At 34.3% G+C, this 14084-nt stretch carries 15 protein-coding genes; 7 read left to right on the top strand and 8 right to left on the bottom strand.

Annotated elements, in window-relative coordinates:
* Positions 1–15: 15 nt before the first annotated feature.
* The 7 genes from hemE to LPC23_RS02395 all read left to right on the top strand — a co-directional run bounded on the left by hemE (position 16) and on the right by LPC23_RS02395 (position 8114).
* On the top strand, positions 16–1041 hold the full coding sequence (gene hemE, locus LPC23_RS02425; RefSeq protein WP_229330815.1) for a uroporphyrinogen decarboxylase: 1026 nt from the start codon (positions 16–18) through the stop codon (positions 1039–1041).
* 32 nt (positions 1042–1073) lie between these two features.
* Positions 1074–1997, top strand: coding sequence for an oxygen-dependent coproporphyrinogen oxidase (hemF, locus tag LPC23_RS02420; protein WP_229330813.1), 924 nt, complete (start codon positions 1074–1076; stop codon positions 1995–1997).
* A 33-nt stretch (positions 1998–2030) separates the two neighbouring features.
* Positions 2031–3062 carry a porphobilinogen synthase gene (gene hemB, locus LPC23_RS02415; protein ID WP_229330811.1) on the top strand — a complete coding sequence of 344 codons (1032 nt, stop codon included), beginning with the start codon at positions 2031–2033 and terminating at the stop codon, positions 3060–3062.
* A gap of 69 nt (positions 3063–3131) precedes the next feature.
* Positions 3132–3605 (top strand): methylated-DNA--[protein]-cysteine S-methyltransferase, encoded by a 474-nt coding sequence (locus LPC23_RS02410; protein WP_229330809.1) that lies wholly within the window; start codon positions 3132–3134, stop codon positions 3603–3605.
* 155 nt (positions 3606–3760) lie between these two features.
* Positions 3761–4474 carry a 3'-5' exonuclease gene (locus tag LPC23_RS02405; RefSeq protein WP_229326155.1) on the top strand — a complete coding sequence of 238 codons (714 nt, stop codon included), beginning with the start codon at positions 3761–3763 and terminating at the stop codon, positions 4472–4474.
* A 116-nt stretch (positions 4475–4590) separates the two neighbouring features.
* Complete coding sequence (locus LPC23_RS02400) at positions 4591–6030, top strand: nucleoside recognition domain-containing protein (RefSeq protein WP_229330807.1); 1440 nt, start codon at positions 4591–4593, stop codon at positions 6028–6030.
* 482 nt (positions 6031–6512) lie between these two features.
* Positions 6513–8114 (top strand): fumarate hydratase, encoded by a 1602-nt coding sequence (locus LPC23_RS02395; RefSeq protein WP_229330805.1) that lies wholly within the window; start codon positions 6513–6515, stop codon positions 8112–8114.
* A 308-nt stretch (positions 8115–8422) separates the two neighbouring features.
* On the opposite strand, the gene LPC23_RS02390 is transcribed toward LPC23_RS02395, so the two are convergent.
* The 8 genes from LPC23_RS02390 to LPC23_RS02355 all read right to left on the bottom strand — a co-directional run bounded on the left by LPC23_RS02390 (position 8423) and on the right by LPC23_RS02355 (position 14064).
* Positions 8423–8761: a HepT-like ribonuclease domain-containing protein gene (locus tag LPC23_RS02390; protein ID WP_229330803.1), complete on the bottom strand. Its 339-nt coding sequence runs from the start codon at positions 8759–8761 to the stop codon at positions 8423–8425.
* Entirely contained in the window at positions 8754–9053 is a 300-nt protein-coding gene (locus LPC23_RS02385; RefSeq protein ID WP_229330801.1) for a nucleotidyltransferase family protein, read from the bottom strand. Before LPC23_RS02385 ends, LPC23_RS02390 begins: the two co-directional genes overlap by 8 nt.
* A gap of 147 nt (positions 9054–9200) precedes the next feature.
* A complete protein-coding gene (locus LPC23_RS02380) occupies positions 9201–9869 on the bottom strand; it encodes a DUF4468 domain-containing protein (RefSeq protein WP_229330799.1) in 669 nt (222 codons plus the stop codon).
* Between the two features lie 333 nt (positions 9870–10202).
* Positions 10203–10835, bottom strand: a complete 633-nt coding sequence (locus LPC23_RS02375) for a hypothetical protein (protein WP_229330797.1) — start codon at positions 10833–10835, stop codon at positions 10203–10205.
* A gap of 9 nt (positions 10836–10844) precedes the next feature.
* Positions 10845–11390 (bottom strand): DUF4468 domain-containing protein, encoded by a 546-nt coding sequence (locus tag LPC23_RS02370; protein WP_229330795.1) that lies wholly within the window; start codon positions 11388–11390, stop codon positions 10845–10847.
* Between the two features lie 244 nt (positions 11391–11634).
* Entirely contained in the window at positions 11635–12315 is a 681-nt protein-coding gene (locus LPC23_RS02365) for an Abi family protein (RefSeq protein WP_229330793.1), read from the bottom strand.
* A gap of 697 nt (positions 12316–13012) precedes the next feature.
* Positions 13013–13669, bottom strand: coding sequence for a CoA transferase subunit B (locus LPC23_RS02360; protein ID WP_229330791.1), 657 nt, complete (start codon positions 13667–13669; stop codon positions 13013–13015).
* A 50-nt stretch (positions 13670–13719) separates the two neighbouring features.
* Positions 13720–14064 (bottom strand): four helix bundle protein, encoded by a 345-nt coding sequence (locus tag LPC23_RS02355; protein ID WP_229330789.1) that lies wholly within the window; start codon positions 14062–14064, stop codon positions 13720–13722.
* Positions 14065–14084: the final 20 nt, after the last annotated feature.

Raw genomic sequence — 14084 nt, 5'->3', positions numbered from 1 at the left:
AAAAACAAATAAAAAATGATTAAGAACGACCTTTTTTTAAGAGCCTTAAATAACGAAAAAGTAGAACGCCCTCCAGTTTGGATGATGCGTCAAGCGGGAAGATATTTACCTGAATTCAGAGCTTTGCGTGACAAATACGATTTCTTTACGCGTTGCGAAACGCCTGAATTAGCGGCTGAAATTACCGTACAACCAATTCGTATTGTGAAACCAGATGCTGCGATTTTGTTTTCGGATATTTTGGTGGTACCAAGAGCGATGGGAATTCACGTAGAATTAAAAGACAATTTAGGTCCGATAATCCCGAATCCAATTCGTACTACACAAGATGTAAAAAAAGTATTTGTTCCAGATGTGAATGAAACCTTAGGGTATGTTTTTGATGCCATCAAATTGACCAAAGAAATGTTGAACGATGAGGTGCCATTAATTGGTTTTGCTGGTTCACCTTGGACGATTTTTTGTTATGCTGTGGAAGGGAAAGGGTCTAAAAGCTTTGATACTGCTAAAGGATTTTGTTTCTCCAATCCAGTGGCGGCACACACCTTATTGCAAAAAATTACCGATACGACGATTTTATATTTGAAAGAAAAAGTAAAAGCAGGTTGCAACGCCATTCAGATTTTTGATTCTTGGGGAGGTATGTTGTCTCCGGTAGATTATCAAGAATTTTCTTGGCAATACATCAACCAAATTGTAGAGGCACTTGCAGACGAAACAAAAGTAATTGTTTTCGGAAAAGGGTGTTGGTTTGCCTTAGGCGAAATGGCAAAATCAAAAGCTTCGGCTTTGGGAGTAGATTGGACCTGTTCGCCAAGAAATGCCCGTTATTTAACAGGAGGAAACATCACCTTGCAAGGAAATTTTGACCCAAGTCGTTTGTTATCGCCAATTCCTACCATCAAAAAAATGGTTCACGAAATGATAGATGAATTTGGTAAGGACAATTACATTGTCAACTTAGGTCACGGTATTTTACCGAACATTCCTGTGGATCATGCGAAGGCATTTGTGGAGGCGGTGAAGGAGTACGGTCAGTAATCAGTGTTAAGTTATTAGTTAGCAGAAAAAAAATGAAAGACCAATTTTACCAATACATACAAACCCTTCAAGATCAAATCTGTAAAGGATTAGAGGACATTGATGGCGTTGCCAAATTTCGTGAAGATCTTTGGGACAGACCCGAAGGCGGTGGCGGAAGAACGCGCGTAATTGAAAACGGACAAGTTTTTGAAAAAGGAGGCGTTAATATTTCAGCGGTTCACGGAAAACTGCCTGATTCGATGCAAAAATTATTCAACGTAGGCGAAGCTGATTTTTTTGCTTGCGGATTGAGTTTGGTGATTCATCCAAAAAATCCAATGGTACCAACTGTTCATGCCAATTGGCGGTATTTCGAAATGTATGATACTTCGACAGAGCTCAGTACAGGCTTGCGGAAAGTAATCAACAGTTGGTTTGGCGGAGGCCAAGATTTGACTCCGTACTATTTGTTTGAAGAAGATGCGATTCATTTTCATCAAACCTGTAAAACGGCTTGTGACCAACACAATGCAGCATTTTATCCGAAATACAAAAAACAATGCGATGCCTATTTTTGGAACGCACATCGAAATGAAGCGCGAGGAGTTGGAGGTTTATTTTTCGATTATCTAAAAGCAACCGAAGCACAATCTATGGAAGATTGGTACAACTTTGTTACCGAAGTTGGGAATTCATTTCTTGAGGCCTATTTGCCAATTGTAGCAAAAAGAAAAGATTTACCGTATTCAGCTGAGCAAAGAACTTGGCAAGAAATCCGCCGTGGACGTTATGTCGAATTTAATTTGGTGCACGATAAAGGCACCTTATTTGGTTTAAAAACTAACGGTAGAATCGAATCGATTTTGATGAGTTTACCACCACAGGTTCAATGGCATTATGATCATCATCCTGTGGCGGGAAGTGAAGAAGAAAAATTAATTCAAGTATTAGAAAAACCAGTTGATTGGATTTAATTATCCTGTGTCAATTATAAATTATAAATTACTATGTTTCCACTACAAAGAGGCAGAAGATTACGAGTAAACGAAAGCATTCGTTCATTAGTTAGAGAAACCACATTAAGTCCGGCCGATTTTATGTTTCCGATGTTTATTGCAGAAGGAGAAAATGTGCAAGTCGAAATTCCATCAATGCCAGGAATTTTTCGTCGTTCTATAGATTTAACCGTAAAAGAAGTTAAAGAATTATTCGATTTAGGGATCCGTGCCGTGAATATCTATGTAAAAGTAAGCGAAGATTTAAAGGACAATACAGGCAAAGAAGCATGGAATCCCAACGGATTGATGCAACAAGCTATTCGTGCTATTAAAGCGGCTTGCCCCGAAATGATTGTGATGCCGGATGTGGCTTTGGACCCATATTCTATTTATGGTCACGACGGAATCATTGAAAAAGGCGATGTCGATAATGATGCTACTAACGATGCTTTAGTTAAAATGGCCGTTTCTCACGCACAAGCAGGAGCTGATTTTGTTGCGCCAAGTGATATGATGGACGGACGCGTTTTACGTTTGCGCCAAGGTTTAGACGCTGCAGGATTTGAGAATGTAGGCATTATGAGTTATTCGGCTAAATATGCGTCGGCGTTTTATGGTCCGTTTCGTGATGCACTAGACAGTGCGCCAAGAGAATCGGACGTGGTAGTGCCAAAGGATAAAAAAACCTATCAAATGGATTATGCTAATCGTATAGAAGCCATTAAAGAAGCGCTTTGGGATGTGGAAGAAGGTGCCGATATGGTGATGGTTAAACCCGGAATTGCTTATTTGGATATTGTTCGCGAAGTAAAAAACGCGGTGAATGTTCCTGTGACGGTTTTTCATGTATCTGGCGAATATGCGATGATAAAAGCAGCTGCCGAAAGAGGTTGGCTAGACAATGACAAAATTATGATGGAACAATTGATGTGCATCAAACGCGCCGGAGCTAGTTTAATTTCGACGTATTTTGCGAAAGAGGCTGCTATACTTTTAAATAATAGCCAAAGCTTCTGGCCTTTAGAAGGATGGAAACTATAGAAAAGACAAAAACCATTCGACTATTCGAGTGGTTTTTTGTTTTGAACCAAAATCATTTATCTTTATACAATGGAAACAGTTGGAATAAAAACCCCTTTAGGCATAGCCACTATTAAAGGGAATGAGAATGGCATTGCAGTAATCGCTATTGCTGATGAAGGCGTTGTTTCCGAAGAAATTCCGTTGGTTTTACATGAAGCGGTAACGCAACTACAAGAATATTTTGATGGAAAACGAACCCATTTTGATTTCCAATTGAATCCTGTTGGGACCGAATTTCAGCAAAAAGTGTGGAAAGGCTTATGCGAAATCCCTTTTGGAAAAACAATAAGTTATTTAGAATTAGCCAAACAACTCGGCGATGTAAAAGCAATTCGCGCCGTTGCCTCTGCCAATGGTAAAAACCCCTTGTGGATTGTGGTGCCTTGTCATAGAGTCATTGGTGCTGACGGTTCACTAACAGGTTATGCAGGAGGTTTGTGGCGTAAAAAATGGTTGCTAGAACACGAAAATCCAAGTACACAACAAAGTCTTTTTGAATAAGACTTCTTAGATTTTTAGAAATTTAGATGTATTTCTAACGTTAAAATAATTACAGTTTATTACTTTAGATTTCTATTAATCTAGTGATCCAAAAATCTTAACCAATCTAACCATCTAAAAATCTAATTAGTCTAACTATCTAACCCATATATCCCATGATCGAAAAAATTAACCTGAATCATATTCTCTTTTTAGATATCGAAACGGTTCCAGAAGAAGAACATTTTAATTCGCTTGACGACGAAATGAAAGATCTTTGGGAACACAAAACCCAATACCAACGTAAAGAAGACTTTAGCCCTGAGGAATTTTATGACCGCGCAGGGATTTGGGCTGAGTTTGGAAAAATTGTTTGTGTATCAGTGGGGTATTTTGTGATTAAAGGAGATGTTCGTAATTTTAGAGTTACCTCTTTTTTTGGCGATGAAAAGAAAATTTTACGCGATTTTAATAATTTATTGAACAATCATTTTAATCAGGCCCAACATATTTTGTGTGGTCATAATGCTAAGGAATTCGACATTCCGTTTTTAGCGCGCCGCATGATTATCAACCAAATTCCTATTCCGAATAAACTGAATTTATTTGGTAAAAAGCCTTGGGAAATTCCGCACTTGGATACCTTGGAGTTATGGAAATTTGGCGATTACAAACATTTCACCTCCTTAAAATTGATGTGTAAAGTATTGGGAATTCCTTCCTCAAAAGGCGATATTGATGGTAGTCAGGTGGGACATGTTTTTTATGTAGAAAAAGATATCGACCGAATTGTAACCTATTGCGAAAAAGACACCATTGCTGTGGCACAAATTTTTCTTCGTTTGAGACGCGAAGATTTATTGATTGAAGACGAGATTATTCATGTTTAATTGAAACACAATTTGACAGATTGCACCAATTGAATTGGTGATAAATTCTGTAATTCGTGTTGTATTTTTTTAAATCCATTGGTTTTAAATCTATATTTTTACAAAAAATATAAATTATGGTATTAAGTAGATTTTGGTTGGCTATTTTTATTTCCTCCATTGCTTTTGTAGTTTTTAGTTTGTTTTCAGGTGGTAATTATACTATTGACCACGTGTTGAATGGGAAAAAAGACGACCCCATTTTAATTTCAGAAAAATACATTGAGCAAGTTCCAGCTTTTGTAAAAGATAGTATCAAAAATGCTCCTGAACAAACGATGGTTGTCAACCGAGATACCCTCAATGCCGACACTACTTATGTTTTCCAAAATAAAACGGTTAAAATTTATAGTGGTGTCCAAAAATCAGATGGTTTATTGCCTACTTGTAAAAATAGCCTATTGGACTTGATTATTCCATTGATTGCTTATTTGGCATTCTTTTGCGGTATCATGGAGCTGTTAATTATTTCTGGCGCAGCCGAAAAATTAGCCCGTCAACTGAGCCCGATGTTTGCTAAAGTATTCCCATCCGTTCCAAAAAACCACGAATCGATTTCATACATGACATTGAATTTTGCCGCCAACTTCCTTGGATTGGATTCGGCAGCTACTCCTTTTGGCTTAAAAGCAATGGAAAGTTTGCAAACTATAAATCCAGAAAAAGACAAAGCCAGCGATGCACAAATTATGTTTATGTGTTTACATGCCGCAGGATTGACCTTAATACCTACTTCTATTATTGGTTATCGTGCTGCTGAAAATGCCGCCAATCCAGCCGATGTCATGTTACCTTGTATTTTGACCTCTTTTATTGGAACGATTGCTGCGTTTTTGATTGTTGGCATTCGTCAAAAGGTCAATTTCAAAAGTGCTTCTTTGTTGGTAGCTTTGATGACTATTATTGCTGCTATTGTGGGACTTTTGTTTTACATCAATACTTTGGATTTAATTGGTAAAAACTTTTTTACCTCTAATCTTTCAGGTTTAATGTTGGTGGCTATTATTGGTTTTACCTTGGTTTTTTCGTTTATAAACGAGAAAAAATTCGTGGCTCATGACACTACTATTTTTGACACTTTTGTAACAGGTGCTAATAATGGTTTAAAAACAGGTGTTACTATTTTCCCATATGTAATGGGTATGTTGGTAGCGATTTCATTTTTTAGAAATAGTGGTTTATTTGAAATCATCAGTAACGGAATTTCTTTTGTGTTTTCTAATATTGGCGTTAGTAAGCAAATCACCGATTCGCTTCCTGTAGCCATGTTACGACCTTTTAGTTCCGGTGGTTCAAGAGGATTTATGATCGACGCTATGCGAACATTTGGACCAGACTCCTTTACGGGCAGATTAAGTTCTATTTTCCAATGCAGTGCCGAAACTACTTTTTATGTGATTGCGGTGTATTTTGGTTCGATTAAAGTGAAAAACACCCGTTATACATTGAGCACTATGCTTTTGGTAGATTTAATATGTGTGATCACAGCGATTTTGGTAGCAAGCTGGTTTTTTTAAAACTATAATCCTGCAAGCTTTATAAAAGTGTACGAGCGATGGCTTGTTATGATATTTTCCTTTTGGAGAACGACTGGATTGAAGTCCAGCCTTATTAAATGAGCCGAGCCTATGACTCTTATACATATTCAAGTTCCGTAGGAACGATTTATTTTGTTGCAACGGATTTCAATCTGTTGGTGTAGGATTTTTTTATAGCAACGATGGTTCTTTATTATGGATGTTCGTTTTTGTATTTCGACTGGACTGAAGTCCAGCCTTTTAAAATGATCCGAGCCGATGGCTCTTTACTTGTACAAGTTCCGTAGGGACGACCCATTATGTTGCAACGGATTTCAATCCGTTGGCATTATGACAGCAAACGATTTTCATCCAATGGTTTATGTACAAATACAACATAATTCTAAGTATAGTAATTTAGCAAATTAATAAAAGGGTAAATGTCAAACATTCCGTAACTTTACTCCTCTAAAAATTCAATAATGGACTTTATATATCAAGACCCGTATCCGATTTTGAAAGACGATACACAATACAAGAAATTAACTTCCGACTTTGTACAACTAGAACAATTAGGAAATCGAGAAATTCTAACTGTTGATCCAAAAGGATTGGAATTGCTAGCGCAAGAAGCCATGAACGACGTGTCGTTTATGTTGCGAACATCACATTTGCAAAAATTAAATAACATTTTGAACGATCCCGAAGCGACAGACAACGATCGTTTTGTGGCCTACAATTTATTGCAAAATGCAGTTGTAGCTGTAGAAGGGCAATTGCCTTCTTGTCAAGATACCGGAACAGCGATTGTTATGGCTAAAAAAGGCGAAAATGTATACACTGGAGCCGATGATGCCGAATGGTTGTCAAAAGGAATTTTCAATACTTACCAAAATAAGAATTTACGTTACTCTCAAATTGTTCCGATTTCGATGTTTGAAGAAAAAAATTCAGGATCGAATTTACCGGCTCAAATTGATATTTATGCTAAAAAAGGAGCTTCTTATGAGTTTTTGTTTTTAGCAAAAGGAGGCGGTTCGGCGAACAAAACCTTTTTGTACCAACAAACAAAATCCTTGCTAAACGACAAATCGATGGAGACGTTCATTCGTCAAAAAATCAAAGATTTGGGTACTTCGGCTTGTCCGCCGTACCATTTGGCGTTAGTAATTGGGGGAACTTCTGCCGAAGCGAATTTGGCAGCCGTGAAAAAAGCTTCAGCAGGGTATTTTGACAATTTACCTACTTCTGGAAACATGGCAGGTCAAGCCTTCCGTGATTTAGAATGGGAGAAAAAAGTACTAGAATTTTGCCAAGAAAGTTCCATTGGAGCGCAGTTTGGCGGAAAATATTTTGCCCACGATGTACGAGTGATTCGTTTGCCACGTCACGCTGCTTCTTGTCCGGTTGGCTTGGGAGTGTCTTGTTCGGCAGATAGAAACATCAAAGGAAAAATTACCAAAGACGGTATTTTTTTAGAGCAATTAGAAACCAATCCAAAACAATTTTTACCGGCTACGCCTCCGCATTTGGAAGCGCCAGTTGAGGTAGATTTGAACCGACCAATGGCGGATATTTTAAAAGAACTATCGCAATACCCAATCAAAACCCGATTGAAATTAAACGGAACCTTGATTGTAGCCCGTGATATCGCTCACGCCAAAATCAAAGAATTATTGGATGCGGGTAAACCAATGCCGGACTACTTTAAAAACCATCCAATTTATTACGCAGGGCCGGCTAAAACTCCAGACGGAATGCCATCAGGAAGTTTTGGACCTACTACGGCAGGAAGAATGGACGTGTATGTAGAAGAGTTCCAAAAAGCAGGTGGAAGCATGATTATGTTGGCCAAAGGAAACCGTACCAAACAAGTAATGGATGCTTGTAAAACCTATGGCGGATTCTATTTAGGTTCTATTGGTGGTCCAGCTGCCATTTTAGCGCAAGACAATATCTTGAAAGTAGAAGTAGTGGATTTTGAAGAATTGGGTATGGAAGCGGTACGTAAAATTACCGTGAAAGATTTTCCTGCCTTCATTATTACCGATGATAAAGGAAACGATTTCTTTGAGAATTTGTAAAATTAGAAAGGTTTCAATAACCTTTTAGGTATAAAAAACAAACCTGCAATAGCTTCAATGCCTTGCAGGTTTTCTTATGTCTGTTTTATGCCGTTCCGAAGCGTCGGGATGTTTCAGCATCTAATTCAGATTCCGAAACAAGTTCGGAATGACAAATGAAATTAATATTGTTTTTTGGGCGTTGGCCGGGCTGTACGCTGTATCTTTTTAGTTCGGGCTTCGGGAACCTCAGCCTACTCACAAAAAAGGATGCCGCTTCCATCCCTAACGCGGTCTATCTTGAAGGAGATATAAAATTTAGGAAGAACTTATTCGTTGAGTAAATGCGATACTTCAGTTTTTAATACAGGTAAATTCTTAATTACAATTCCCCATATTACATCATCAGAAACGGAGTAGTAGCCGTGAATAATTCGGTTTCTTACATCCACTATTTTTCTAGAATTTGAAATTTCAATGCTGTTATTTTCTTTGAGAATTCGAATCATAGCTTCGCCAATGATTTCAATATTTCTTTCAATGGCTCTCTTAGTTTTTAAATCGTTTTGATAAATTTCGAACATTTTAGGAGTTTCAACGAAATAACTTTCAATTTCATTGATTGAATTTAGAATATCATACAACCATGTTTTGATCGAATTATCCATAAATCAATACTTTATTTTGATTTAGTGATTGCTTGAAATACGGGTTTTTCACCGCTTTTTCTTCTATTAAATCCACCTTTCTTTTCAAAATGGTTTCAAGAGAAAATTTTAAATCATAATAATTATCTCCATATTCTAAAACGTCTATATTTTCAAAATCCACTACTAAATCCACATCGCTCTCAGCATTGAATTGATCAGTATAAACAGAACCAAAGCCATACAAAGACTTTACCTTATGCGTTTTGCATAACGTGAGAATGTCTTTAAAATGAAGGTCAATTAAGTTCATCAGCTTGAAAATTATAGTCAAAAATACAAAAAAGGAGTTATCTATTTTTTATACTCCTCTTTTTTATAATTTTTTACAGTATCAAGTTGTCCTATTTTCTTTTCTCCTTTCCAAAATTAAAATTCTGCATTTCACCGTAATCTGATTTTACCACCCATCATTTGAATTCTTATTATTAAAAGACTCTTCAATACTATTAAAAATATTTTTTACCTTTATTCTAATCGACTCTACGTATTGAGTAATAGTTTTTATATCAATATCATTAGTTGATTTTGGAATTGACGAAAGCATATCTGTTCTATTTTTATCCCATTCTTTTAAAGCTTTATTTTCACTAAAACCCATATTTTTAAATTGTTCTAAGAACGTTTTTTTTATATTTTCTTCTTGGAGGAGTGGATTTGAAATAATTCGCTCAAAAATTTCTTCACTATTTGTACTCAAAAATCCGTTTTCAACATTTATAATATCAGTTGACAAATTGCTATGCATTGAATTTAAAATTATTTCAACCTTAAATCTATTTTCTTTAAAATACATTATTAATGAGTGGTTGTAGGTATACTCATAAGTAAGATAAGGTATTTTAAAAACTCCTTTAACAATAATTTGATCTTTTGTATCAAACTGAATAACATCATTTGCCGATTTATAATTTAATGCAATCCATTCTTTTGACCTATTGTAAATTTGTGCTTTTGATAAACTGTCAACTTCAATTATTTCATAATATCCATTTTTATCATTATTTATAGTTTGACTAAAAGCAAATGTGTTAGTTAGTAAAATTGATAATATCAATAATTTTTTCATAGTTGAATTTTTAAAGTGAAATTTATAAAAATATTTTAACTCATAAAGCTATTTTTCCGATTCGGCGCTATAATCTGTTCGTTTCAATTTTCAAATTTTCTTCTTTTGGGCGATTTAAAATCTGGAATTTGCGGTTTTTTATTTTTGACTTTTTGAACATTTTTCTGTTTTTTCCCCAAATTCGGGCATTATTTACAACGTTTTGCAGCTTGCAGAAGTGGTGGACTAAGGAAGCCTAAACTTTCGGTTAAACACTGACTCTGTAAGTACAAAACCAACTTTAAATTAAGCCCAAAACCCGCCATTTTTGCAAACTGCTGTTACCTGATGTTTTTAATTACTTCTTTTTATGTTTGTTTTAGGCGTTTCTTTCGTCTGTTTACTGTTTTTTATTAAAACACTTTGTGGTTGCTGAATAGTTGTAACTGGTTTAACTATTGGTTTGGTATTTTCAGTTTTTTTTGCCATTGTAATAATTGAAATTAAAAATATTATTGAAAACAAAATTGTACTTATAAAAATTCCTTTTTTTGATTTTGCTATGTCTTCAGTTCTAGTTTTGTTAATTAAAAAATTATGACTTGCACAATCAGAAAACTGTTCGTTTAAATATTCTAAAAATAAACTTTCAGCATCTGCTGTTTTTTTTTGTTCTTTTATTAATTCCCTTTCATATTTATAAATTGAATTCATTTCATTCAATTCCTTATAACTATGATTTTTGAAAAAATTACCAAATGATTTCAAAAGATAGAATATTGAATAAAGAATACTTAACGCAGAAATTATTGATAAAACTTCCAAATATATTTTTAAAGAATTTTCAATTTGTTGGCTGTAAAAATAAAACTGAACAGAAATAATCCCTGTAATAATTATAATCGGAATATTTATAATGTTGTTTAATTCATTTTTACGGTCGATTTCTCTAAAATAAAATTCTTTATATATTTCTAAATTTTTCATTTGACTATTTTACCAATCACTTTTTTTACTAGGAATTTTATCACTTATTAAGAATTCTTTTAATTCGAAATTAAGATTATTAAAATAATCAGCAATTTCAGGGAAATATTTATAGGTGCTTCTTATTTCACCTTTTTTATTATAGTAAAGTTCCGTTTTATCTAATCTAATTTCCGCCCAACCTGCTTCATATAAATATTCAATATTATTAATAACATCAAATTTATATTTACCATCTTTAAATGATATTTCAATATTGTATTTTGCAGTATTGCAAGATTTCCCCATAGCATTAAAACAAACTAAATTTTTGCTAGAACCTTCAATTCTAATATAATCATTTTCAATTTGGGCTTTGATAACCTCTTTTGGATTTTTAAAAGTTACAGAAACCCAATCTAATGCTTTTTTATATAATTCCGATTGTGTTTTACCTTCACATTGAGTAATTACAAAATCTGTAAATCCTTCTTTTACAAATTTAAATTCTGTTTCTTGACTGTAAATAATTGTTGAAGAACTTAATAATGACAATAATAAAATAATCTTTTTCATAGTGTAATTGTTTAAACGTTATTTTTTCTATTTTCTTTTTTTAGCGAAATTTTGGTTAAAATATCAGGTAACTCTTTTATATGCGCATGTTTGCAATATACAAGCGTTTACAAACGGCTGTTTTTAATTTTCGATAAATCTGTAAAGGAAATGGACTCGGGATCTATTGCAGTTACAGGGGCATTTCAAATGTAAGAATTTTTAATGTGAAAATGAACTAATGTCAAAATATAAAAATTCTGCTTTACAAACTATCAATTTCATTGCAAACGGTATTGATGTGGTCTAAGCCATACAACAAAGCAGCTTCGTCAATTTGCATCCATTGAAATAATTCTAAAATTAAAGTATAGTGTTTTCTTGTATAAGAGGTATCTTTTATTGGTTGGCCTGGTAAAAAGCAGATGGGTTCATGGTGTGCCATTCGGTTTCTAATCTCATTGAGTTGTGCCAACTGGTTAAATATGTAAATGTTGTTGTATTGCATTGCTGGTGATGATTTTGGTTTTGATGGAAATACCCGTAACAATATTTTATTTGTGGCATTAAATTGGTTTTGAGCAAACATAAAACGCCAGAATCCAAAACCTAATTCTGCCACTAACTTATAATGACTGTAAGTATGTAGTTTATTAATAGCATCGTTAATATTATCTTTTGTTATACGACATTTTGGTGTATCAAATACGCCACTAATAGAAGCCGCATTTTTCATCCAATCATTTCCTAATGATGAAGTAATAGTAGTGTCTATAGCATTTCTTAGGGCAACTTCAAAGCAACTAATCACCGTAAATAGTTCTTGAGTAAGTTGTAAATTTTTTCTATAAAGCGTCATTGCCTTTCGAGTATTACCATTACAAGCTATTAAATAGCGGTTCATTCGGGGATGGGTCATTACACCTACAAAATCAGTATATTTCATTAATTATTTTGTTTTTCAAAATTTTACTATATCTTTGTCAAATCTTATTCCCATTAGTCCCTGAAGCAATTCAAACTATTGGGTTTCGTTTTTTATAGAAAGCCCATTTTTAATCTTCCACCTTATTTGTCTTTGTTTTCTAATTGATTTTTAGATTAATTATCTAAATTATACTGCTTTTCTAAGAAAAGCAACTCGCTATCAAATAGCATTTAGTTGTTCTTCAAGTTGAAAAAATAGGATTTGATATCTATACTGTTTTTTAATTCAAGAAATCCATTTACATTTGCATTGTGATGCTTGGAAAAGCCTCTTATCTGTAAGATAACGTAACCAAGTTTAAGATCTTAACCTGTTAGTAATGGCAGGTTTTTTTGTTTACTGTGTAAATGGAAAAGACAAATCAGATTTTTAAAGTCAAGGGGCTAGAAGTTGTTTTCATTTGGGATAGTTTGGGTTTATTAGAACAAATATAATAAATTATTTAGAGAATATTTTTCATAAAAAACCTACAAGATTCTGATTCCGAAACTTCGGGTCTTGCAGTTTGGCTTTATTATTGGTTTTTGAATTGTAGGCTGTCTAGAAGTTTACGGTACTCGTTAGATCTTTCAAAAAGGAAGTCGCAGTTACCAATATCTAGGAAATTAATTAAATTTTGACATTGAAATTGATTGTTGCAATTGCAGCAAGTACATTAGTCAATTTTCATTTCAGGAATGTCCCCTTCAATAATTAAGTCCGCTTCTGTTGCAGCAATGATATGTTCTACGCTTACACCTGGTGCGCGTTCGATTAGTTTAAACCCTTTTGGTGTGATTTCCATAACCGCCAATTCAGTTACGACTTTTTTAACGCAACCTACGCCCGTAAGTGGAAGCGAACATTTCTTTAGAATCTTGCTTTCGCCTGCCTTGTTAACGTGCATCATGGCTACAATTATATTGTCGGCAGAAGCTACTAAATCCATCGCTCCACCCATTCCTTTGACCATTTTTCCTGGAATTTTCCAGTTAGCAATATCCCCATTTTCAGCTACTTCCATAGCGCCAAGGATAGTTAAATCAACATGCTGTCCACGAATCATTCCAAAACTCAATGCCGAGTCAAAAAAACTGGCTCCGGGAAGTGTGGTGATGGTTTGCTTTCCGGCGTTGATTAAATCGGCATCTTCTTCACCTTCAAAAGGGAAAGGCCCCATGCCTAAAACACCATTCTCCGATTGAAATTCAACCGAAATATCGTTTCGAACATAATTTGCCACCAAAGTTGGAATTCCAATTCCTAAGTTAACATAATAGCCGTCTTTGACTTCTTGTGCGATTCTTTTTGCGATTTCTTCTTTCGTTAACATAGCATTAATGTATCAATTTATCAATTAATTAATGTAGCAATGGGTTTAAGTTATTTCGTTTTACTAGACGTAATTATTTTGTATGTGATTAATGAAATTTCTTTAATTTTTTGTTTTAAGTTTTCATTAAATGGGTATGATTTTGCTTTTTCGCAAAGGATCAACCAATATTTTGTTTCTTCAATTTCTTTAGCTGCGATTTTCATCTTGTGAATGAAGTCAGCTTTACTTTCTGCATTTTGAGCTTCATGAATATTAGCACCAATACTTGTTCCAGACTTTAATAATTGGTTTGCAATTACATATTTTCTTTTCTCTTCTAGGATTTCGCAATAGCTAATAATGTCTAAAGAGAAATCAATTGATTTATTTAAAATTATATTTTCAGGGGGCATAATTGGTATATTTTTAAATT

The sequence above is a fragment of the Flavobacterium ammonificans genome (assembly GCF_020885975.1).
Lineage (GTDB): Bacteria > Bacteroidota > Bacteroidia > Flavobacteriales > Flavobacteriaceae > Flavobacterium > Flavobacterium ammonificans.
The sequence above is the reverse complement of the archived record's forward strand: the minus strand, read 5'-3'. Positions and strand labels throughout refer to the sequence as shown.